We start from the raw sequence: 22,475 nt of genomic DNA on the forward strand, positions 1-22,475 counted from the left end.
CTTCTCACTATCATGAAATTTCAGATTATTTTCTCTAATAAAAGTAACGAGCACCTATTAAAATAAGGTTTTGTGTTACTAACAAAAATAAGACTAAGCTTGATTTTCCATTACTTAAATCAATCACTGTCTAAATAAATAAAACAATTATCGTGTAAATATAAGCCACTATCAAATCCTTATTAGTCATCAGTTTCTTTTGCTTATCCATCTTGTTTATTAAAATTTCCCCTTTAATAAATCATCCTATATATAGTTTCACATTCTCATGAATATAAAATCCAGTTTTTCCCCTATCAAAATAACAGAAAAGGCAGCTCTCGATAGAGTTGCCTTTTCTGTTATTATTTAAAATGCTAATCTAACCTTTGTAATAAGAGATGACTTCTAATATCGCTTCAACTAACCTTTACCTACTAGTTGAGAATACTGTAAATACCTATAGTTCTATAATAAAGTGGCACTCATCAATGCAACTTCATGTGACAGAATTCTAACCGTCACACTCCACCTTTCTTTTACCCTACTAGTAGAGAAGATAGCTAAGAGCTTCGCTTCTTAACGTAGGGAAGCTTACTCAAATCGCATCTTCTTCACGGCGATTATTTTTCCACCTTGTTTATAGACGCGTGGAACACGGTCACTGATTAAGCATAAAATTTCATAGCTAATCGTTCCTACTTCTTTAGCAACGCGTTCAACTGGCATACCATCTCCAATTAATGTAACCTCTGTTCCCATCGGAAATTGTTTTGGCAAACGAATCATCATCTGATCCATGCACACACGTCCAATGATTTCACATTCATAACCATTAACGATGACATGTCGTCCTTGATGCGAACGTGTCCAACCATCAGCATAACCAATTGGAACAACGCCAATCCACTCATCTTCTTGCGCTTCATAAGTGGCCCCGTATCCAACTTTATCACCTTTTTTAATTTTTTTTACTTGAACTAAATTTGATAACAACTTAAGCGCTGGCTTTAATTCAAACTCAATGGGGATAAACTCTTTATCTGGATTAATTCCATAAAGACCAAGTCCTAAACGAATCCCATGATCAAAATCGAACTCTTTTTGAAGTAATGTAGCTGTATTTTCTAAATGAACATACTTCACATCACTTAAATCTAAATTGGCAATCAAACGCTTAAACGTCTCAATCTGATGCCCTAAATACTCTTTATCACTATCCGCTGTCGCCATATGAGTGAAGACACCTTCAACCTCAACCATCAGTGCCGTCTTCAGCCTATTAAAATTCTTTTGAACCTGCTCCTCCGTCATCAACCCTAAACGGTGCATCCCACTATCAATTTTCAAATGTACTTTAACAGGCGTTGTTAGAGGCAATGAAACAAGATGTTCAATCCACATTTCATCGTGAGCTGTTAATGAAATATTATTTTCTGCAGCCAGTGGTACATCTTTTAGACGGGTCATTCCAAGTACTAAAATTGGCACCTCAATCCCAGAATTACGAAGACGTAATGCCTCATCAAGACCACTCACTGCTAAACAACTCACACCCGCTTCAATCGCAACTTTTGAAACTTCGGCATCCCCATGCCCATATCCATTGGCTTTCACAACAGCGAAGATTTCCTTCGTTGGGTGTAAGTCTTTAATTTGCTTTACATTATGAGTAATCGCATCTAAGTCAATCTCTGCCCATGTATCACGATAATACTCTTGCATACTCTTCACCTCTACCCGTTTGTTAATTTATATGATATGCACGATAAACTTCGTTTTTCGCCATCTTACGTTCTTTAGCAACACGTTTAATACTTTCATTCGTGCTATATCCTTCCCCGACATAATGCTCAACATGATCCACTACATCAAGCTCTTGCCACCAAAGAGTCTCCTCCTTTTTCTCAGTTGAGCCTTCAACAATGACAACCATCTCACCGCGTAACTCATCTACGATCTCTAACACTTCTTCAATACTTCCACGCACAAACTCTTCATACTGCTTTGTTAACTCACGCGCAATGACAATACGACGATTTCCTAACACCTCAAGCATGGCTTGTAACGTCTCTTTAATACGGTGTGGAGACTCATAATAAATCGTTGTGAACGGTTGATATTTTAAATCTTCCAACTCTTTTTTCTTCTTGGATTTCACACGGTTTAAGAATCCGTAGAATAAAAATGGTTGTGGCACTAAACCTGAAGCAATTAATGCAGATAGCGCTGCATTCGCACCTGGTACTGGAATCACAGCATATCCGGCTTCAATCGCCGCAGCGACCACTTCATAACCTGGATCAGAAATACAAGGTAATCCCGCATCACTTACTAATGCGATATTTTTCCCTTCGCTTAATAACTCGATAATATAATCACCTTTTGAATCCTTGTTATGCTCATGATAACTCGTTAACGGTGTCTCGATTTCAAACACGTGACATAACTTTTTCGTATGTCGTGTATCCTCTGCCGCAATTAAATCCACTGACTTTAAAACTTCTATACAACGTGGCGTCATATCACCTAAATTTCCAATCGGCGTTGCCACTAAATATAAACACGCTAATTCTTGCTTAAAACTTTTTTGAATCTGCATTTTGGTCACTCCATCTATCAATGATACCCTCTATTATAACAGATTTTAGGCTTCTTTTTTGTTATGACTTATCAGTAATTTATGAAATTCATACCGATTGATGACATATTGCATCACTGATACCGAAAGCACCACCATGTCCTCAAAATCCTGTGCTACACTTCTAGTTATAGGTACCTGATTAAGACGATGCGTTAACTTATAGACATACTCTCGAATTTCATTCACACTTCGAAACGGAATAATTTTCACCGTATCAAGTGTCGCAAATTTCTTCGCAGCATAACGATGTAACATCACTTCGTACTTCAAATGCTTGGCAATCGAATGATTGTCATATAAATAATCATTCGCATGATAAATACACGCATAATCACAGAAAAAGTGAATTAAAATCCCTAAGTTTTCAGAAAACTCTGGAATACTCGCTTTACTATTTAACAAACGATGAAGCATATCAAAAATGATTTCTTCATTATCTCGATGATAATGGCTCATCCGTAAATACTTCTGATGAATATCCGGCTTGATATTTCCATACACAAAACGTCGTTTGTGGATAAAGGCTTGATTTGATGGTGATAACTGTTGATATAAAAACTCACCTACCATCCGATGCGTATTTGCAATCATTATCTCACCATCCTTTCTACATGACTGCTGAAAATAATTGAGCCAGTGACTGTGCTGTTCTCGCCATAATTGAACGTTTTTGCCACTCAGTATAAATAATCTCAGTCGAACGTGAAAAATCAATATTAAAATCATTTAGTAAAGCTTCAATCGATTTGGTTTGATACAGCATGACATTTACTTCAAAATTTAAATAAAAACTTCGAATATCCATATTCGTCGTTCCTACCGTCGCAATCTTCTCGTCCACAACAATCACCTTCGCATGACAGAACACCCCATCATACGTAAAAATACGAACTCCAACGGCCAATAGTTGTTCAAAATAAGATTGAGTTGCATAATAAACAAACTTCTTATCTGGTCGACCTGGAACAATGATTCGAACATCAATTCCAGATAACGCCGCATTTTTTAAAGCCATTATAACATCAAAATCAGGGATTAAATATGGGGTTATAATGTAAATACTATGATTCGCATCCATAATCATTCGAAAAATCGATTGCTTAATCGGAGCAATACTTGATTGTGGTCCAGCATCAACGACTTGCACCCCACCATCTTCTTCACTCGGATAAGACGCATAGTAACGATCATCCTCCAGTCTCTCTCCCGTTGCAAAAAACCAGTCGCCTGAGAAAATCACGGCTAAATCATGTACGGCCTCGCCCTCAATGAGAATAGATGTATCTCGCCAAAAGCCAAATTTTACGGAACGATGAATATATTCATCCCCAATATTAATACCACCTGTTATCGCCAACTTTCCATCCACCACTAAAATTTTACGATGATTTCGATGATTCATTTTATTCGATAAAAATGGAATCCATACCTTATCAAATTCCGCAAACATAATTCCAGCACTCTTCATCATCTGAATCGCATCCTTTGACATTCGTTTTGAAGATCCCATCGAATCAATTAAGACACGAATCTCAACGCCTGCCTTCGCACGCTCAATGAGTGCCTCAATGACACGCATCCCCATCTCATCACTGTGGAAAATATAATATTCTAAAAAAATAAACTCTTTTGCATTTTTAATCGCCTCTAATAAAACCGGAAACTTTTGCTCACCATTGGTTAAAATACGCGTCTGTGTCTTAAAGGTGACATCATTTTGACTCGTCATTTTATTTAGTTTCACTAATCTTAACTCCTCGTAGCTCAATTCCGTTTCAACATCCGAATGATCATGATGTCTCGCCGGTACCACATAGTCTGATCCAAGCTGTTTCATTCGGCGACGATAACGGAACGTTTCTCGGAATCCATTTCCAAGCATAATATACAAAATCAATCCAATCACCGGAAATAATGCAATGACAAATAACCACGGTAATTTATTCTTCGAATCCGAGTAAATAAAAATAAGGAGCCACACTAAAATGGATGCCACCGAAAGTCCAATATAAATTAAACTCCCTGTCGCAACTGCTACACTATCAATTACTGACGAATAATAAAAACTTGAAAAATAAACAATCACCGTCAAAATAGCCAGTACTATTAATACAATCGATCTTTTCATCTTATCACCTAAAACTATTCTATCCATGAAGCAAACTCTTTATAACAAGATTCATTTAATCGTAAAAAAAGTCGCCTCTAATCGAGACGACTATTCTTTCTTACCAAGCATGAATAAATCTAAAATTTCCTGACTATAATTTAAACTTTTTTCATTTTCATAAACAAATAGTGGATTTTCAATACGAAGGTTTCCTGGATTACCACCTTTAATTCCTTCAATTAAAAGCACATTGGCTTCACGATTAATACGCGGATAAACTAAACGCATACGCTTAGGTTCAATCTTATATTTTCTAAAGGTTTCAATAATATCAATTAAACGATCTGGACGGTGAACCATTGCAAAGCGTCCACCTTGCTTTAATAATAATGACGCTTCCTTCACGACATCATCAAGTGTTGCTAATACTTCATGACGTGCAATCGTTAAATAATCATTTTTATTTAAATTACTATCTGGATTCACTTTGAAATACGGCGGATTACATGTCACCACATCATGTGCATACTTTCCAAGCTTCTCATGAATCCCTTTTAAGTCACCCTGAACAATCTTAATACGATCTTCCAGACCATTGACTGCCACATTACGTGTTGCTAAATCATAAGACATCTCTTGAATTTCAACCCCTGTAATATGAGCATTTTTACTACGAAGTGATAAAAATAAAGGAACCGGTGCATTCCCTGTACATAAATCTACAATCGACTTCGCATTCTTATTTAATGTTGCATAATCACCAAGCAACGTCGAATCTAACGAGAAATTAAACATCTCAGGATTTTGAATAATCTTTAAACCATCATAACCTAATAAATCATTCAAAACCTCATTCTCTTTCAAAAACTTTTCCTTATCTAACACATCAAGCACCATCCAATGAAAAAATATAAACTACGGTAAAATTCTACTTCTAAGACAAAGTCCTTCATATAGGTGAAGGACTTTTAAATATTAAAAAACTTGAAACAATATCATTTAATAAACACTTTATCCACAATCTAAGTGACATCAGTCCTAATGAACCACAAATAACTAGTATTCACAATAATGAGCTGTCCCTGGCAAAACTCAAATGCTACAATAAAAAATCATTCCTTGCAAATATAGATTACAAAACAGATAGCACTACCTAATCCAGATTTGAGTCGCAGTCTCTCTATAAAGTCTTAAACTGCCTATCGACTCTTAAAGAGTCAATGTCAGTTTAGACGACTTTTACGAGCAGACTAAACACGACTCTCAACTTTTTAATCAATCAATTGTTTTAGTTCTGGGTCGATTTGGATTTCTTCTTTTTTGACTTTACGGTCTAAGATTTTAAGGATTTCTGAGGCGTCATGTTTACGGATTGTATCTTTGTACTCGACCATTAATGTTTCAGAAATCATATTAATTGAACGAACACGTCCTTCCCCTAACTCTGTTAACACGCGGTTTCCAACGTCAGGTAATCGTTTCATTAATTCCACATACGTCTCATTCTCGTATTTTAAACAACATAAAAGTTTTCCACAAATCCCCGAAATCTTTGATGGATTTAATGATAACTGTTGATTTTTCGCCATCTTAATCGTTACCGTTGCAAACTCGCCTAAAAACGATGTACAACATAACACACGTCCACATGGACCTAATCCACCAATCATTTTTGCTGCATCACGAACCCCAATTTGACGAAGTTCGATACGTAAACGGAACATATACGCTAAATCCTTAACTAACTGTCTAAAATCGACGCGACCTTCAGCCGTAAAATAGAAAATTAACTTCGTACGATCAAACGTATATTCACAACCTAAAAGCTGCATATCTAACTTATTTTTAACGATTAACTGCTCACAAGCCTCAATTGCATAAGCTTCATCCGCCTTATTTTGACGATGCTTCTCAATATCCTCTTCCGTCGCAATTCGCATCACAGGTTTTAGCGGTAAAAACACATCTTCCTCACCAACCAGCTTCGGAGCAATTACAACCGTACCAAACTCCATCCCGCGAACCGTTTCAACTAAAACATAATCGCCTTTTTTAAGCTCAAACCCATTTGGATCAAAGAAATACTTCTTCCCAACCTGCTTAAACTGAACCCCTACTACTTCATATTGCATGACTAAAATCCTCCTCTCATCTCTAAGAATAACTGATCAAAACAAAGCATCACATTCGCATTCGCCATCAAACGCTTCTCCGCCTCCAAAAGCGCACGCAACTTATTCAAACACGACGTCGTCGTATTTGCTTGCTCACTTGTGGAAAGTGAAGAAGGATACAACCTAAAAGCAAGCTGCTCAGTCTTACCTAACTTCATCCTTAGTACATCCTCATAATAAATCATAAAAAGCTTTAAATATAATAACTGAGAATCCTTTTCCTTAAAAAGATCCTGATGTTGCATGAACAAAATAGACGGATCTAACTTCGTCTTTACAAAACAATCCTCAGTTTTCAAAACAAAATCAATTAACGATGCCAAACGGTCCGATTCCGCTAACTTAATCCCTTCATCTAAATTTTGCGTTAACGACGCCACAATCGCCGCATACTGATTCACTCCCGCTTCACAGTACTGCTTAATTAACTCCTCATGGGGTAACGATTTAAAAGAAAGGACAACCGCGCGTGAACGAATCGTCGGTAACAACATCTGTTTATTCTCCGTTAATAAAAGCGCATAGGTATTCTTCATTGGCTCCTCTAAAAACTTTAACAAACTATTCGCTGCACTCACCGACATCTTATCAGCATCTTCAATAATATAAACCTTCGCCGAATTCTCCGCCGCCATCTTTGAAAACTCCGATTGCAACGTCTGAATCTGCTCCTTTTTAATACTATTTCCTTCTGGGCGAATCACATAAACATTCACGTGTCCCTCATTCTCAATCATCTGACAACTTCGACACGTTCCACAAATCTTATCCTCTGATTCACACAATAACATTTTAGCAAAATTCTTCGCAACAAACAACTTTCCGACACCTTTAGCGCCCTCTAAAATATACGCATGAACTAAGCGATTCTTATGATAACTATTCACTAAAAATCGAACCACCTCAGACTGGCGATCTGAAACTTTTTCCCATCCGCGCACACGCGTCACCTCCTTTCAAATCCATCTTGCTTATTTATTCAACTTACTTAAAATTAATGCACAAACCTCATCTGTCAATGCCTCAACAGACTTTGTCGCATCCACAGAAACAATACGCTCTGGATTCATTTTTGCTTGCTTTTTATATCCTTCATAAACTAACTCATGGAAGGCTAATCCCTCTAAATCTAAACGATTTACCTCACGAGAATCATTCGCTGCAATACGAGCTAACCCAATTTCAGGCTTAATATCAAAAAAGATTGTTAAATCCGGCATAAACCCTTCAATCGCGAACTGATTAATCTCACGAACTTCATCCATCCCAATGCCACGAGCATAACCTTGATACACAATTGAACTATCCACAAAGCGATCGCATAACACAATACGACCTTCATCCATAGCCGGTTTCACCTTCTCAACTAAATGTTGACGACGGGCAGCAGCGTAAAGTAAAGCTTCCGTACGACAATCCATCTCCATATGATCACGATCTAAAATGACCTCACGAATTTTCTCAGCAATCTTAATCCCACCCGGTTCACGTGTATATAACGTTTCGATTCCAAGTGTTGATAACTTATCGATTACCGCATTCGCAATCGTCGTCTTTCCGGCACCTTCTCCGCCTTCTAGTGTAATAAATAATCCACTCATCGTCTAAACTCCTTTATCAAAAAATCAAATATCAAACAACATTATCTCACAAATACCCCCTATTTTAAAGAAATTTATCTCCACCTCATTATGGATTAAAAAGCATTGCATTGGAAAAAATATAACCATCCTACGATAAGGAGTTTTAACAACATGATGAAAAAATATCTTATTTTCCTACTTTGCATCATCACCTTAGGATGTACTCACACAACTAACGAAAACAAAACGACGTCTACCCTCAAAGTAGCCACAACCATTTACCCATTAACCTATTTTACCCAGCAAATTGGAGGTCAATACGTCAACACGACCCAACTAGTACAAGACGAAGCCGATATCCACAACTATAAACTCACGGTAAACGCCTTAAACACTGCTCAAAAATCAGACTTAGTCCTTTACATCGATCCAACCCTCGAACCTTATACCCTCGACCTTACCTCTATTATTGACGAGCAACATATTCCTTCAATTAATATGTTAGCCGAAGTAAAAAAACAAACAGCCCCCGAAATTGGACAAGGACAAACCCTCATTAGTGGAACACTCACTGTCGAAGAATCATCTGGACAATCCCCAACCTTCCCAAAACATAAAGATGGTCGCTCAGAACAAACCTTGTCTAAAGCATATAACCATCTCTGGTTACATCCATCGTATGCTATCATCATGTGTGAAGTCATCAAAAATGAACTCACCGCATTTCGACCAGAATACGAAGCCATCTTCCAAGCAAATTACAATCAATTAAAGGAAAAACTCCTCACACTCAATCAAGCCTTCGAAAGCTTAAGTGATGCTCCAAACAAATATTTCATCACGACACATGACGCGTTCTCCACATGGCAAAGTTATGGACTCATTCAAATCCCCATCCTAGACTATTATGAAAACGAACTTCCACAACAAGACCTTCAGCAGCTCATCAATACCTCGCTAACATTAAACCTATACTACCTTTTTCAAGCACCTAACATCGACTCAAGCATCATCGAACAAATCCAAAACAGTCTTAACCTAGAAAGCATCCCCCTCTATACCCTCGCCACCCTCACCGAAGAACAAATCCAAAACGGTGATGACTACTTTAGCATCATGTACGAAAACATCAATCATTTAAAACGTGAACTCTATTAAGAAAGATAAACCCTAAAAACTATATCATTACCCCATTCGTTCATCATACTCAAACTTTAAAATTCCCCTACCTATTAAAGAAACATTTATCTGCGTAGCGAGGGGGGGGCTATGTGTGGAGAAAAGCTACGATCTCAATCATAGATTGAGTCACGTAGCATAGGGAAGCTATGGGTAATAAAAAAAATAGGAGACAAATCATTAGAAAATTTATTTATGAGAGAAAGATCGGTTAGCCCTCTTTCTCTGTAATGCCCATTATAGAATTTTTTCAACGATGATGTCTCCTCCTAATTATTATCTGTACATAACAAAAAAAGAGCCATCAACCGATGACTCTTTTCTTTACTCTATAAAAACTATTCTTCTTCAATTTTAACGTCAACAATTTGACTAAAAACTACACGCTTTAATGTTGAATCTGTGATAACTAAAAGTTGTTCATAATGTTCGTCATAATGAGAAATTGTCCCTGAAACTACAAAAGACTCACCATTTTCATCAGCCACTGTCAGCTGAACTGGCAATTTATCATCAAACGCACGCTTTAATCCTTTATACCCTGAAGTTTCTTTGTTCGTAATCACTTGTGTATATTTCGAAAGATCCTCAAGATTTAAAGCGTCATTAGGTTGAATCATGCTTTGTGTCGGTTGATCTTGTCGACTGAATAATTTATTTATGAATTTTAGTGCCATATTTGCCTCCTGTATAATTCAACAAATAACTCGTTGCTCCCCTTATTTCACCCTATCTACTATAAATTATAACATAAACTCTTTGATAAACAAACAAAGACCTTATAATTATATTTTCATTTTTTACCTCTCCATCACCTTAAAAGACAACATCTGACAAATATCAATTTTACTCCTCGATATCCGTCAAAGGTTTCAATAATTCCTCTGGATAATCGACACGCTGTAAATAAAGCCCCTGTGGTTTAGCCGTATGTCCTGCTAAACGACGATCCTTCATTTCAAGGATTTTTTTAATATCTTCTGGTTGTTTACGCCCTTCACCGACCTGAATGAGCGTCCCAACCATAATACGAATCATATATCGTAAAAATCCATTTCCAACAAAAATAAATGTTAACTCACCCTCTTCATCAAGCAACTCCGCCCGATAAATCGTACGCTCTTTATTGATCTCATCTAAGTTCCCACAAAACGATGTAAAATCATGCGTTCCTAATAAATACGTCATCGCCTCACGCATCTTCGCCACATCCAATGGGCGACGATGATAATACACATAATGACGCTTCATCGGATTATACGTATTTAATGACAACTTATAGCGATACTCCTTAATCTTACCATGATAGCGCGAATGAAACTCAGGATGAACCTCATGGCTATCTAAAACATAAATATCCTCCGGTAACATCGAATTGAGCGCCCTAACATAACGCGTTCCATCCATATTAACCTCACTATCAAAATGAAACACCTGTCCATATGCATGAACACCTGTATCCGTACGTCCTGAACTATGAATCGTAATCGGTACCTTACAAATCTTCTCTAATGCTGCCTCAATCTCACCTTGAACCGTACGCTGTCCTGGCTGACGCTGATAACCATTAAATAACGTTCCATCATACGCCACCGTACACTTAATTCTTTTCATAATTCGCCACCTTAAAAAATAATTGCCCCAATAAATAGAGCCCCACAAACTAAAACAAGCACCGTATCTGATACTTTCCAACTTAAACGATTAATACTCGTTCTCAGACGCCCCGGTACATAGCCACGAACCTCCATCGCATTCGCCAACTCATCGGCACGTTTGAAGGATAAAATGAATAAAGGTACAAGCAGAGAAATCAGTTGCATCACCTTATCTTTAAATTTTCCTTCACTAATATCCACACCACGTGACGCCTGCGCCTTTAAAATCTTTTGAGTCTCCTCGAATAACGTTGGAATAAATCGCAGTGCAATTGAAATCATCAAGGCTAACTCAGAAACAGGGAATCCGACCTTTTTTAACGGCTTAAATAATGACTCTAGTGCTAACGTTAAATCAGACGGCTTCGTCGTCAACGTTAGAAGTGTTGAAATCAACACAACAATGATTAATCGAATACTCATAAAGAATCCTAAATTTAAGCCTTCATCATAAATCTCAATGGGTCCTAAACTAAAAATAACCTGGCCTTGCCTATTAAAAATTATTTGCAAAATAAACGTTAAAATTACAAAGAAAAACACAGGTTTTAAACTTCTCATAAAATAATTCAATGGAATTTTTGTTAACGTCATGGCGACTAACTCCGCCATAATTAACAACCCCATGAATAACCAACTATCAATCAAAAAGCTTGCCACCACGAATAATGACGTCGCCACAAGCTTAGCACGTGGATCTAGTCGATGCCAAAATGATTGACCTGGTAAGTATTGACCAATAACAATCCCATTCACCAACTATCACCTCCCTACTAAAGCTTCAATCTGACTAACAAACTCGTCTGTCGTTAACGGCAGTTTATCCACAGATAATCCGACTTTTTTCGCTAACTGATGATAATTTTGTGCGGCAATCGGCAACGTAATTCCACACTCTTTTAGCGCTTCAACTTCTTTGAACACTTGTTGTGGTGTTCCTTTTAACTTCATGACACCACGATGCATCACAATCATTTCCTCAGCATACTCTGCCACTAAATTCATATCGTGCGTCACTAACACAATCGTTTTTCCATACTGCTTATGTAATATATTGAACATTTCCATCATTTCATGTTGACCTTGAGGATCAAGACCTGCTGTTGGTTCATCTAACACTAACACATCTGGATTCATCGCTAAAATACCTGCAATTGCGACACGGCGCATCTGCCCACCACTTAAATTAAATGGTGAATGCTCTAAAATAGATTCATTTAATCCGACCATCTGAATGACATCACGTGCTCGCTGATGTGCCTCGTCTTCAGACACACCATAGTTCATCGGTCCAAACATAATATCCTTCTCAACCGTCTCTTCAAATAATTGATATTCCGGAAACTGAAAAACTAATCCAACATGCTGACGAACTTCTTTTAACCCTTTATTTTTCTCATCTGATTTAATGACTTTCTCACCAATCGTAATACTTCCGCTACTTGGCTTTAATAACCCATTCATATGCTGAATAAGCGTTGACTTTCCAGACCCCGTATGTCCAACAACCGACAAAAACTGTCCTTCTTTAATCTCAAAATTAATATCATAAAGTGCACGCTGTTCCATCGGAGTATTGGCATTATAAACATGATTTACTGATTCAAATTTAATTTGCATAACTCACCCATCAACTCCTCATCACTTGTACAAATCTCACTTAAAATCCCTTTTTGCTTTAAATCATACGACGCTTTTACCGCAAACGGAACATCTAGCTTCACTGATTCTAACAATTCCTTCTCTGCAAAGACCTCTTTCGGCGTTCCTTCTAAAATAATTTGACCGGCATTCATCACAACAATACGATCACTCTTCACTGCCTCATCTAAATGATGCGTAATCATAATAATCGTCTTATCCTCATCTTGCGCCAATTCATGAACAAGCTCCATCATATTTTCACGCCCTTGTGGATCTAACATGGCTGTCGCTTCATCTAAAATAATAATTTTAGCACCTAAAGCTAATACCCCAGCAATGGCCACGCGTTGCTTCTCACCACCACTTAAATGATGCGGCTCACGATCTAAAAACTGCTTCATCCCCACCTTCGTCGCATACTCCTCGACCAGGCGGTTCATTTCTTCATACGATACGCACTTATTTTCAAGACCAAATGCAATATCGTCGCGCACAGTACTTCCAACGAACTGATTATCAGGATTTTGAAAAACAATCCCAATTTTTTGTCTAATCTCAAACACTGTTTCTTCATTTAATGGCTGACCATCTACAACAATCTTCCCAGCCTGAGCTTCTATTAAACCAACTAATAACTTTGATAACGTCGACTTCCCAGAACCATTATGTCCTAAAATCGTGACAAATTCACCTTGATTAATCTTTAAACTATAATCTTTTAAAACCGTCTGACCTTCATCATAACCAAACGTCACATTTTCTAATCGAATCATCTCTGACACCGAGCTCCACCACCCTATATATTTTAATTCATAACGACTTAAATAGCCATTCCATCTAAATCAGCATCTGCACTTCCAACAATCTCAATCACTAAATAATGAGGCGCACAAATAATACTTTGTCCAACCTTACTAATTGTCCCTACTTCAACACAATCATGATCAGGACAATCAGCCTCTTCAATATGCACACCATCTTTATCCACAATAATCTTATTATAACCTAATTGCGTCTCAATTTCGAAGACATGCTCTTGACCATCCATGTCAATACGTGCATATTCTTCCCCTTTTAATGAGATAATAACTTCTTGATTATCATTTGGTTGCATCGCAAACATCGCAAGTAAAAACCCACTAATCGCAACGACAGCAATAATAATATATACATCAAAACGCTTCATCTACTACATCCTCCAAAACTAATCTAGGTGATTTTCATACATCTAACATTATAACAAGATTATTAATTAATTGTCATGAAAATCCGACGATAACCACACAAAAACATTGGAAAAATTTTGTATATTTGATAAACTGAATAAAATAAAGGAGTGAAAATTATGTTCAAAAAATTTATATCTTATTATCGAAACCACTTAGGACTATTTCTAATCGATATGGCTGCCGCACTCATCATGGCAGGAATTGATTTAATCTATCCATCATTCACAAGAACATTTATGAATGACTACATTCCCAACCGTAATGTGAGTGCCATGATCAACATCAGCCTCTTCTTACTAATTCTATTTATCATTCGATTGATTTGTTCACACATTGTCAACTACTGGGGGCACATCATGGGAGCTCGAATGGAATTTGACATGAGACAAGACCTCTTCAAAAAGTTCCAAACCTTAAACTTCAGCTACTATGACGAAAACAAAACCGGTGTCATCATGTCACGCCTTGTTGGCGATCTACGTGACATCACCGAGCTCGCCCATCACGGTCCAGAAGATATCTTCATCTCTGCTATCATGATCATCGGAAGCTTTATCATCCTATTTAACATCAATGCCCTCTTTACCCTCTTAATCTTTCCAATCATTCTCTTAATTATTATCTTCTCTCTCTGGAGACGCAATGCTATGATGATTGGATTCCGTCGAACAAGACAAACCCAGGGAGAAATCACCGCTCAAATCGAAAGTAGCATCGGCGGCATTCGTCTAACAAAATCATTCGCTAATGAAAAATACGAATATGAAAAATTCACCGAAAACAATGAACAATACGCTGACTCGTGGAAAAATGCTCTTTTCCAAATGTCAGTCTTTCAAAGTGGAAACAACTTTTTAATTGATATCCTAAACTTGGCTCTTCTGATTATCGGTGGTCTCCTCGTAGCTAAAGGCACTATTACACTAGGAGACTTCACAGCATTCCTACTATACGTTAACTTCTTGATTAAACCAATCCAACGCCTCATCAACTTCATGCAACAATTCCAAACTGGATGGGCAGGCTTTGAACGTTTCTATGAAATTATGCTTCTAGAACCAAAAATTAAAACAGAGCCGCAAGCTATTACATTAGAAAATCCAAAAGGAAAAATCACCTTCAATCACGTCAACTTCAAATACGATGCCAACGATGAACACGTCCTTACCGACTTCAACATCACCATCGAACCAGGCAAAAAAATCGCCCTCGTAGGAGAATCCGGTGTTGGAAAATCTACCATCTCTTTACTAATCCCAAGATTCTACGACGTCACATCAGGTGAAATACTCATCGATGATACCAATATCAAAAACTATGACTTACACACATTACGCAAAAACATCGGACACGTGCAACAAGACGTCTATATCTTCTACGGAAACATCCGCGACAACATCCTCTATGGAAACCCAGATGCGACCGAAGAACAAATGATCGCCGCCGCTAAAAAAGCACGCATCCATGATTTCATCATGTCCCTCGAAAACGGATACGACACTACAGTAGGTGAACGCGGCGTTAAACTATCCGGAGGTCAAAAACAACGTATTGCCATTGCACGCGTCTTCTTAAAAAATCCAGCTATCTTAATCTTAGATGAAGCCACATCAGCGCTAGATAACATCACTGAAATGCTAATTCAAGAAGCACTAGATGAATTGACAGTCGGTCGAACAACCATTATTATTGCACATCGCCTAAGCACAGTTAAAAAAGCAGATGAAATTTTAGTCTTAACACGACAAGGAATCTCTGAACGTGGATCTCACAAAGAATTAATCGAAGCCAATGGATACTACGCTGAACTATACGAATCACAATTTAAAAACCTATAATAAAAAGAGAGGAAAATCCTCTCTTTTTATTTATAAATTATATCTTATAATTTCCCTACTAAGTCTAAGCTTGGTGTTAAAGTTTCAGCACCTGGTTGCCATTTAGCTGGACAAACTTGATCTCCATGCTCAGCAACAAATTGTGCAGCTTGAACTTTACGTAATAATTCTTCAGCATTACGTCCGATTCCATTATCATGGATTTCATATGCTTTAATAACACCTTCTGGATTTACAACAAAACTTCCACGTAATGCTAAACCTTCTTCTTCGATCATAACTTCGAAGTTACGAGTTAAAGTACCAGTTGGGTCAGCTAACATTGGGTATTTGATTTTCCCGATTGTTTCAGAAGCATCAGCCCATGCTTTGTGTACGAAGTGAGTATCTGTAGATACTGAGTATACTTCACATCCCATTTCTTGGAATTTAGCATAGTTATCTGCTAAGTCACCTAATTCAGTTGGGCAAACAAATGTGAAATCTGCTGGATAGAAGAAAAATACAGACCATTTTCCTTTGATTGATTCAGAAGTAACTTCTTTGAATTCTCCATTGTGGTACGCTTGTACAGCGAATTCTTTAACTTGAGTGTTAATTAAAGACATTATTATTTCCTCCTTTAGATTATAATAATCATTACTGATATTGTTATTATATATTTATTTCTTGATAAAGTCAACAGAAATAACTCAAAAAAATTCTCTTTTTTAAAATATAAATAATCAATACAATTGTATGAAATACTTCAAATGAAATTTTCCTCCCAACACATTTATGTGACCATATACTATTTATTCTCTTATTTGTGCCGATCCTATTTCTTTAAAAAAGTACAGCATTATCATTTCCATTACACTTCTTTATTAATCTTTAAATCCCCCTATATATAATTAATTTGATTTATTAATCGCTCACTTCCCCTCTCTACTCTATCCATACCTTAAAGCCATTACATCTCAATTTCATTCCCTAGTAGTAGAAAACCTTTACTTCGCAAGCTAAATGATTCATATTAATACTTATAATCCAAAGTCAGAAATTAAATTACCAGATAAAATCATTCTATCATATAATTTACAAAAAATGGTTTTATCTATATCTTTCATTCAAAACTTTCATAACATTTTTCATATAAACAATTTAGATTACTTAAATTAGCACCCCACATTTTTAACAATAAAAAATTAAATTCTAAGTTTAAACTAACTCTTCTAAACCAATAAAAAAGAGGATTTAATCGAATAGCAAGGGTCGATTAAATCCTCAATAAAGGATAGACTAAAATCAAGAAGATGATTAATAAAAGAGAGTCTTATTTTTTAAAAATCATACAATAGAATCTCTTATATTTAGAATAAAGACCTTCTACATAAGACTTGTCTAAACTAAAACTATATCATTATTATTTATAATGGTTCTATAATATTTGGTGTGGGTGATTCCCACACTTCTTTTATTTGGAATAAAAAATAAGTATAAAAAAAGAGACATCACGTCCCAAATTCTATACCATGTAATTGACCAAAAAAAACACGAAAGGATTGGGTTTATGTCTCACAATAATTGTATCTTAACTTTACTCGATTTAAAAGATAAAAATATTACTTTTTCAGAAAATTGGATGAAAGATGTTCAGATTAACGGGATCCGCTCTAAGGTGATTTCTGGTATCCTCTCTTTTCAACCGACCCATTGTTACAACTGTGGTCATCTCTTTGACTCACAAATCATTAAACACGGCTTCAAAACCTCTCGTATTAAGATGATGAAACTCTCTGGCTTTGATACCTATCTCGATTTAAAAAAGCAACGCTATAAATGCCGTCATTGTGATCGTACCTTTACGCTTAAAACCTCTCTTGTGGAATCTAATTGTTACCTTTCTAATCCCCTTAAACAAGCCATTTTCCTAGAGGCTAGCCATAAAAAATCCGAGTCAGATATTGCCCGTGAACTCAACGTATCCCATTCAACGGTCAATCGGATCATTCATACATCGTACGAGGAACAATCCCTTCATTTTAACTCTCTTCCAAAGGTGCTTTGTTTTGATGAGTTTAAGTCGGTCAAATCAGCGGAAGGGGCTATGTCATTCATTTTTTGTGATGCTTCTAATGGGAAGTTAATTGATATCGTTGAAGACCGTCGTCTAAGCACTTTAAAACCTTATTTCATGCGATTTTCTAAGGAGGCCCGTGAAGGTGTAACTCACGTTGTTATTGATATGTATGCTCCGTATATGACACTCATTAAAGAGGTGTTTCCCAACGCTAAAATTGTTTTAGATAAGTTCCACGTCGTTCAACTTTTATCTCGTGCCCTCAATAAAACTCGTATTCGCTTCATGAACCAAAACAAAGAATTCTACAATAAATTCAAACATTATTGGCGCCTTTTATTAAAAGCCCAAGAGGATATCCATTCTACCCACTACTTCTATTCTAACTGTTTCAAAAAGCAGATTTCTCAACAAGAAATCATCGACTTTTTACTCGCTTTAGATCCGGAATTAAAAGCCACTTATGACTTCTATCAAACCATCAAACAGGCCATCAAACTTCGCAACTTTGATGCTTTTCATCATGCCATTCAAAACCCCTCTGACTTACTTTCACCTGAAATGAAAACAGCTTTAAAAACATTAACTAACTACCAAGATTATATCAAAAATACGATTGAAACATCTTATACCAATGGAGTGCTTGAAGGGATTAATAACAAGATTAAAGTGATTAAACGCATGGCCTTTGGATACCGTAGTTTCTATCATTTCAAAGCTAGAATTTTGATTATCCATAAGTACACCTTTGAACAAAAAAATAAAAGGAATCAAACTGCTCAATGAGCAGCTTAATCCCTCACGATTACAGGTATAATATTTCTTCACCCACACCAGTTGACAAAGAGCCTTTATAATTTGATTAGCAACATTCTGTGAAAATATCCATTAAAAAAACCAGTTATTAAATAACTGGTTTTTTTAATATGCAATGGTATTTTTTCTCTAAAAATAAAAAAAGATAAAACTTTTAAAAATCTTACCTAAGTTTATTAAAGTAAATGGTGCGGGTGACAGGAGTTGAACCTGCACACCAAAGGTACTAGAGCCTAAATCTAGCGCGTCTGCCAATTCCGCCACACCCGCATTTAAAATGGTGTCCTGCAGAGGACTCGAACCTCTGACCCTCTGATTAAAAGTCAGATGCTCTACCAACTGAGCTAGCAGGACTTTTTTTGGTGGAGGATGACGGGCTCGAACCGCCGACCCTCTGCTTGTAAGGCAGATGCTCTCCCAGCTGAGCTAATCCTCCACTTAATGGTGGCTTGGGACGGAATCGAACCGCCGACACAAGGATTTTCAGTCCTTTGCTCTACCGACTGAGCTACCAAGCCTTTTTTAAAATGGCGGTCCAGACGGGAATCGAACCCGCGATCTCCTGCGTGACAGGCAGGCATGTTAACCGCTACACCACTGGACCTTTTGGTTGCGGGGACAGGACTTGAACCTGCGACCTTCGGGTTATGAGCCCGACGAGCTACCAACTGCTCCACCCCGCGATGTTATATTTAAATTTAATATGGCGGAGGAAGAGGGATTCGAACCCCCGCGACGCTTTCACGCCCTGTCGGTTTTCAAGACCGATCCCTTCAGCCGGACTTGGGTATTCCTCCGTATCATGATGCAAACTAACTGGTGGACCCTGTAGGACTCGAACCTACGACCGATCGGTTATGAGCCGATAGCTCTAACCAACTGAGCTAAGGGTCCGGGTCTTTCATGGTAGCGGAGGAGGGACTCGAACCCCCAACCTCACGGGTATGAACCGTACGCTCTAGCCAGTTGAGCTACTCCGCCATTTATTGTTATTTGCTAATATTTAATTGGTGGAGACTAGGGGGATCGAACCCCTGACCTCCTGCGTGCAAGGCAGGCGCTCTCCCAGCTGAGCTAAGTCCCCATGGGTATTCATTTAATGGTCGGGAAGACAGGATTCGAACCTGCGACCCCCTGGTCCCAAACCAGGTGCTCTACCAAGCTGAGCCACTTCCCGAATTTTTATGGCGCGCCCAAGAGGAGTCGAACCCCTAACCTTTTGATCCGTAGTCAAACGCTCTATCCAATTGAGCTATGGGCGCTATTTAGTTGGTGCCTAGGGCCGGAATCGAACCGGCACGGGTGTCACCACCCGCAGGATTTTAAGTCCTGTGCGTCTACCAGTTCCGCCACCCAGGCATTTCGTTTATTTCAAGGCACGCGCCTTTTTTTTGAAAATGGTGTCCTGCAGAGGACTCGAACCTCTGACCCTCTGATTAAAAGTCAGATGCTCTACCAACTGAGCTAGCAGGACATCATTGGCTGGGCTAGCTGGATTCGAACCAGCGCATGACGGAGTCAAAGTCCGTTGCCTTACCGCTTGGCTATAGCCCATGATTAAAGTGGTGGTGGGGGACGGATTCGAACCGCCGAACTCGGAGAGAGCGGATTTACAGTCCGCCGCGTTTAGCCACTTCGCTACCCCACCAGCTGGTGCCGGAAGCAGGACTTGAACCCGCAACCTACTGATTACAAGTCAGTTGCTCTACCAATTGAGCTATTCCGGCATTTATTTAATTATGGTGGAGGATGACGGGCTCGAACCGCCGACCCTCTGCTTGTAAGGCAGATGCTCTCCCAGCTGAGCTAATCCTCCACTTAATGGTGACCCGTACGGGATTCGAACCCGTGTATGCATGCGTGAAAGGCATGTGTGTTAAACCGCTTCACCAACGGGCCATTAAGTAATTAATGGCGCCCCAACTAGGACTCGAACCTAGGACCCCTTGATTAACAGTCAAGTGCTCTAACCAACTGAGCTATTGAGGCAGTTTTATTTTGGCCCAGCGACGTCCTACTCTCGCACTTGCATACTACCCTCGGCGCTAAGGAGCTTAACTTCTGTGTTCGGTATGGGAACAGGTGTGCCCTCCTTGCCATCATCACTAGACCATTGAAAGATGTTGTTAATCTTCCAAAACTAGATATCTTCTTCAGTTTCTTTGGTTAAGTCCTCGATCGATTAGTATCAGTCCGCTCCATGTGTCACCACACTTCCACTCCTGACCTATCAACCTCGTCGTCTTCAAGGGATCTTACTTCTTTCGAATGGGAAATCTCATCTTGAGGGGGGCTTCACGCTTAGATGCTTTCAGCGTTTATCCCGTCCACACGTAGCTACCCAGCTATGCTCCTGGCAGAACAACTGGTACACCAGCGGTGTGTCCATCCCGGTCCTCTCGTACTAAGGACAGCTCCTCTCAAATTTCCTACGCCCACGACGGATAGGGACCGAACTGTCTCACGACGTTCTGAACCCAGCTCGCGTACCGCTTTAATGGGCGAACAGCCCAACCCTTGGGACCGACTACAGCCCCAGGATGCGATGAGCCGACATCGAGGTGCCAAACCTCCCCGTCGATGTGAACTCTTGGGGGAGATCAGCCTGTTATCCCCGGGGTAGCTTTTATCCGTTGAGCGACGGCCCTTCCATTCGGTACCGCCGGATCACTAAGCCCGACTTTCGTCCCTGCTCGACTTGTAGGTCTCGCAGTCAAGCTCCCTTCTGCCTTTACACTCTTCGAATGATTTCCAACCATTCTGAGGGAACCTTTGGGCGCCTCCGTTACTCTTTGGGAGGCGACCGCCCCAGTCAAACTGCCCACCTGACACTGTTCCCTGACCCGATAAGGGCCACGGGTTAGAACCCCAGTGACACAAGGGTAGTATCCCAACAGCGACTCCACCAAGACTGGCGTCCTGGTTTCTTCGTCTCCTACCTATCCTGTACATGTGCCACCAGTGCTCAATATCAAGCTACAGTAAAGCTCCACGGGGTCTTTCCGTCCTGTCGCGGGTAACCTGCATCTTCACAGGTACTATGATTTCACCGAGTCTCTTGTTGAGACAGCGCCCAGATCGTTACGCCTTTCGTGCGGGTCGGAACTTACCCGACAAGGAATTTCGCTACCTTAGGACCGTTATAGTTACGGCCGCCGTTTACTGGGGCTTCAATTCAAAGCTTCGCTTGCGCTAACCTCTCCTCTTAACCTTCCAGCACCGGGCAGGCGTCAGCCCCTATACATCACCTTGCGGTTTAGCAGAGACCTGTGTTTTTGATAAACAGTCGCCTGGGCCTATTCACTGCGGCTTGCTTTCACAAGCACCCCTTCTCCCGAAGTTACGGGGTCATTTTGCCGAGTTCCTTAACAAGAGTTCTCTCGCTCATCTTAGGATTCTCTCCTCGCCTACCTGTGTCGGTTATCGGTACGGGCACTTATTAAATTAACCCTAGAAGCTTTTCTTGGAAGCGTGACGTCAGTTGACTTCGCCATTCGGCTTCGGCATCACAGCTCAATGTTATGCCATGCGGATTTGCCTACATGACCACCTCACTGCT

18 protein-coding genes, 20 tRNA genes and 2 rRNA genes (1 of these 40 only partly in view) are annotated in these 22,475 nt (G+C 39.0%); 3 read left to right on the top strand and 37 right to left on the bottom strand.

Annotated features, from left to right (window positions below; translation table 11 throughout):
* Window positions 1-573 precede the first annotated feature (573 nt).
* From alr to tmk, 8 genes are all read right to left on the bottom strand, one after another.
* Window positions 574-1,704, bottom strand: coding sequence for an alanine racemase (gene alr, locus AT726_RS04495; RefSeq protein ID WP_068759151.1), 1,131 nt, complete (start codon window positions 1,702-1,704; stop codon window positions 574-576).
* A gap of 22 nt (window positions 1,705-1,726) precedes the next feature.
* Window positions 1,727-2,581: a 16S rRNA (cytidine(1402)-2'-O)-methyltransferase gene (gene rsmI / locus AT726_RS04500; RefSeq protein WP_055243523.1), complete on the bottom strand. Its 855-nt coding sequence runs from the start codon at window positions 2,579-2,581 to the stop codon at window positions 1,727-1,729.
* A gap of 45 nt (window positions 2,582-2,626) precedes the next feature.
* A complete protein-coding gene (locus AT726_RS04505) occupies window positions 2,627-3,214 on the bottom strand; it encodes a zinc dependent phospholipase C family protein (protein ID WP_068759152.1) in 588 nt (195 codons plus the stop codon).
* A gap of 16 nt (window positions 3,215-3,230) precedes the next feature.
* Window positions 3,231-4,778, bottom strand: a complete 1,548-nt coding sequence (cls, locus tag AT726_RS04510) for a cardiolipin synthase (RefSeq protein WP_237297208.1) — start codon at window positions 4,776-4,778, stop codon at window positions 3,231-3,233.
* A gap of 63 nt (window positions 4,779-4,841) precedes the next feature.
* Window positions 4,842-5,618 (bottom strand): tRNA1(Val) (adenine(37)-N6)-methyltransferase, encoded by a 777-nt coding sequence (locus AT726_RS04515; RefSeq protein WP_237297209.1) that lies wholly within the window; start codon window positions 5,616-5,618, stop codon window positions 4,842-4,844.
* Between the two features lie 386 nt (window positions 5,619-6,004).
* A complete protein-coding gene (locus AT726_RS04520; protein WP_068759153.1) occupies window positions 6,005-6,865 on the bottom strand; it encodes a PSP1 domain-containing protein in 861 nt (286 codons plus the stop codon).
* A gap of 2 nt (window positions 6,866-6,867) precedes the next feature.
* The gene (holB, locus tag AT726_RS04525; RefSeq protein WP_055306016.1) at window positions 6,868-7,848 is read right to left on the bottom strand and encodes a DNA polymerase III subunit delta'; all 981 of its coding nucleotides are present in this window, start codon (window positions 7,846-7,848) and stop codon (window positions 6,868-6,870) included.
* A gap of 30 nt (window positions 7,849-7,878) precedes the next feature.
* Entirely contained in the window at window positions 7,879-8,508 is a 630-nt protein-coding gene (tmk, locus tag AT726_RS04530; RefSeq protein ID WP_068759154.1) for a dTMP kinase, read from the bottom strand.
* A 153-nt stretch (window positions 8,509-8,661) separates the two neighbouring features.
* Here tmk and AT726_RS04535 point away from each other — a divergent pair, with 153 nt between their 5' ends.
* Entirely contained in the window at window positions 8,662-9,648 is a 987-nt protein-coding gene (locus AT726_RS04535; protein ID WP_068759155.1) for a metal ABC transporter solute-binding protein, Zn/Mn family, read from the top strand.
* Between the two features lie 359 nt (window positions 9,649-10,007).
* Here AT726_RS04535 and AT726_RS04540 read toward each other — a convergent pair whose 3' ends face one another.
* The 6 genes from AT726_RS04540 to AT726_RS04565 all read right to left on the bottom strand — a co-directional run bounded on the left by AT726_RS04540 (window position 10,008) and on the right by AT726_RS04565 (window position 14,157).
* Window positions 10,008-10,346, bottom strand: a complete 339-nt coding sequence (locus AT726_RS04540) for a hypothetical protein (RefSeq protein WP_055243379.1) — start codon at window positions 10,344-10,346, stop codon at window positions 10,008-10,010.
* A 169-nt stretch (window positions 10,347-10,515) separates the two neighbouring features.
* The gene (gene truA, locus AT726_RS04545; RefSeq protein ID WP_055275232.1) at window positions 10,516-11,283 is read right to left on the bottom strand and encodes a tRNA pseudouridine(38-40) synthase TruA; all 768 of its coding nucleotides are present in this window, start codon (window positions 11,281-11,283) and stop codon (window positions 10,516-10,518) included.
* Between the two features lie 11 nt (window positions 11,284-11,294).
* Window positions 11,295-12,083 (bottom strand): energy-coupling factor transporter transmembrane component T family protein, encoded by a 789-nt coding sequence (locus AT726_RS04550; protein ID WP_055275312.1) that lies wholly within the window; start codon window positions 12,081-12,083, stop codon window positions 11,295-11,297.
* Window positions 12,084-12,089: 6 nt separating this feature from the next.
* On the bottom strand, window positions 12,090-12,947 hold the full coding sequence (locus tag AT726_RS04555; RefSeq protein ID WP_068759156.1) for an energy-coupling factor ABC transporter ATP-binding protein: 858 nt from the start codon (window positions 12,945-12,947) through the stop codon (window positions 12,090-12,092).
* On the bottom strand, window positions 12,923-13,744 hold the full coding sequence (locus AT726_RS04560; protein WP_082411189.1) for an energy-coupling factor transporter ATPase: 822 nt from the start codon (window positions 13,742-13,744) through the stop codon (window positions 12,923-12,925). The genes AT726_RS04555 and AT726_RS04560 overlap by 25 nt, the downstream gene beginning before the upstream one ends.
* 47 nt (window positions 13,745-13,791) lie before the next feature.
* Window positions 13,792-14,157 (bottom strand): NusG domain II-containing protein, encoded by a 366-nt coding sequence (locus AT726_RS04565; protein WP_055275240.1) that lies wholly within the window; start codon window positions 14,155-14,157, stop codon window positions 13,792-13,794.
* Between the two features lie 159 nt (window positions 14,158-14,316).
* Here AT726_RS04565 and AT726_RS04570 point away from each other — a divergent pair, with 159 nt between their 5' ends.
* Window positions 14,317-16,038 carry an ABC transporter ATP-binding protein gene (locus AT726_RS04570; protein ID WP_055275242.1) on the top strand — a complete coding sequence of 574 codons (1,722 nt, stop codon included), beginning with the start codon at window positions 14,317-14,319 and terminating at the stop codon, window positions 16,036-16,038.
* Between the two features lie 44 nt (window positions 16,039-16,082).
* On the opposite strand, the gene ahpC is transcribed toward AT726_RS04570, so the two are convergent.
* Window positions 16,083-16,646 (bottom strand): alkyl hydroperoxide reductase subunit C, encoded by a 564-nt coding sequence (gene ahpC, locus AT726_RS04575; protein WP_055275244.1) that lies wholly within the window; start codon window positions 16,644-16,646, stop codon window positions 16,083-16,085.
* 944 nt (window positions 16,647-17,590) lie between these two features.
* On the opposite strand from ahpC, the gene AT726_RS04580 reads away from it, so the two are divergent.
* Window positions 17,591-18,886: an ISL3 family transposase gene (locus tag AT726_RS04580; protein ID WP_068758944.1), complete on the top strand. Its 1,296-nt coding sequence runs from the start codon at window positions 17,591-17,593 to the stop codon at window positions 18,884-18,886.
* A gap of 216 nt (window positions 18,887-19,102) precedes the next feature.
* Here AT726_RS04580 and AT726_RS04585 read toward each other — a convergent pair.
* The 22 genes from AT726_RS04585 to AT726_RS04690 all read right to left on the bottom strand — a co-directional run.
* A tRNA-Leu gene (locus AT726_RS04585) sits at window positions 19,103-19,186 on the bottom strand.
* Between the two features lie 8 nt (window positions 19,187-19,194).
* Window positions 19,195-19,270 (bottom strand) — tRNA-Lys (locus AT726_RS04590).
* A 6-nt stretch (window positions 19,271-19,276) separates the two neighbouring features.
* A tRNA-Val gene (locus AT726_RS04595) sits at window positions 19,277-19,352 on the bottom strand.
* Between the two features lie 6 nt (window positions 19,353-19,358).
* Window positions 19,359-19,434, bottom strand: a tRNA-Phe gene (locus tag AT726_RS04600).
* A gap of 10 nt (window positions 19,435-19,444) precedes the next feature.
* A tRNA-Asp gene (locus AT726_RS04605) sits at window positions 19,445-19,520 on the bottom strand.
* Between the two features lie 3 nt (window positions 19,521-19,523).
* Window positions 19,524-19,599, bottom strand: a tRNA-Met gene (locus tag AT726_RS04610).
* A 21-nt stretch (window positions 19,600-19,620) separates the two neighbouring features.
* Window positions 19,621-19,713, bottom strand: a tRNA-Ser gene (locus AT726_RS04615).
* A 20-nt stretch (window positions 19,714-19,733) separates the two neighbouring features.
* Window positions 19,734-19,810 (bottom strand) — tRNA-Ile (locus AT726_RS04620).
* A 10-nt stretch (window positions 19,811-19,820) separates the two neighbouring features.
* Window positions 19,821-19,897, bottom strand: a tRNA-Met gene (locus AT726_RS04625).
* A gap of 27 nt (window positions 19,898-19,924) precedes the next feature.
* Window positions 19,925-20,000, bottom strand: a tRNA-Ala gene (locus AT726_RS04630).
* Between the two features lie 16 nt (window positions 20,001-20,016).
* Window positions 20,017-20,093, bottom strand: a tRNA-Pro gene (locus AT726_RS04635).
* 8 nt (window positions 20,094-20,101) lie between these two features.
* Window positions 20,102-20,178, bottom strand: a tRNA-Arg gene (locus tag AT726_RS04640).
* A gap of 8 nt (window positions 20,179-20,186) precedes the next feature.
* Window positions 20,187-20,275: transfer RNA gene (locus tag AT726_RS04645), tRNA-Leu, on the bottom strand.
* A gap of 39 nt (window positions 20,276-20,314) precedes the next feature.
* A tRNA-Lys gene (locus tag AT726_RS04650) sits at window positions 20,315-20,390 on the bottom strand.
* A gap of 5 nt (window positions 20,391-20,395) precedes the next feature.
* Window positions 20,396-20,470: transfer RNA gene (locus AT726_RS04655), tRNA-Gln, on the bottom strand.
* 9 nt (window positions 20,471-20,479) lie between these two features.
* Window positions 20,480-20,564, bottom strand: a tRNA-Tyr gene (locus AT726_RS04660).
* Window positions 20,565-20,567: 3 nt separating this feature from the next.
* A tRNA-Thr gene (locus tag AT726_RS04665) sits at window positions 20,568-20,643 on the bottom strand.
* Window positions 20,644-20,656: 13 nt separating this feature from the next.
* Window positions 20,657-20,732, bottom strand: a tRNA-Val gene (locus AT726_RS04670).
* A 6-nt stretch (window positions 20,733-20,738) separates the two neighbouring features.
* A tRNA-Glu gene (locus tag AT726_RS04675) sits at window positions 20,739-20,815 on the bottom strand.
* A gap of 13 nt (window positions 20,816-20,828) precedes the next feature.
* Window positions 20,829-20,905 (bottom strand) — tRNA-Asn (locus AT726_RS04680).
* Between the two features lie 12 nt (window positions 20,906-20,917).
* Window positions 20,918-21,026 (bottom strand): 5S ribosomal RNA (gene rrf / locus AT726_RS04685).
* Window positions 21,027-21,078: 52 nt separating this feature from the next.
* A 23S ribosomal RNA gene (locus tag AT726_RS04690) occupies window positions 21,079-22,475 on the bottom strand (it continues 1,494 nt past the right edge of the window).

The organism is Turicibacter sp. H121 (assembly GCF_001543345.1).
GTDB lineage: Bacteria > Bacillota_I > Bacilli_A > MOL361 > Turicibacteraceae > Turicibacter > Turicibacter bilis.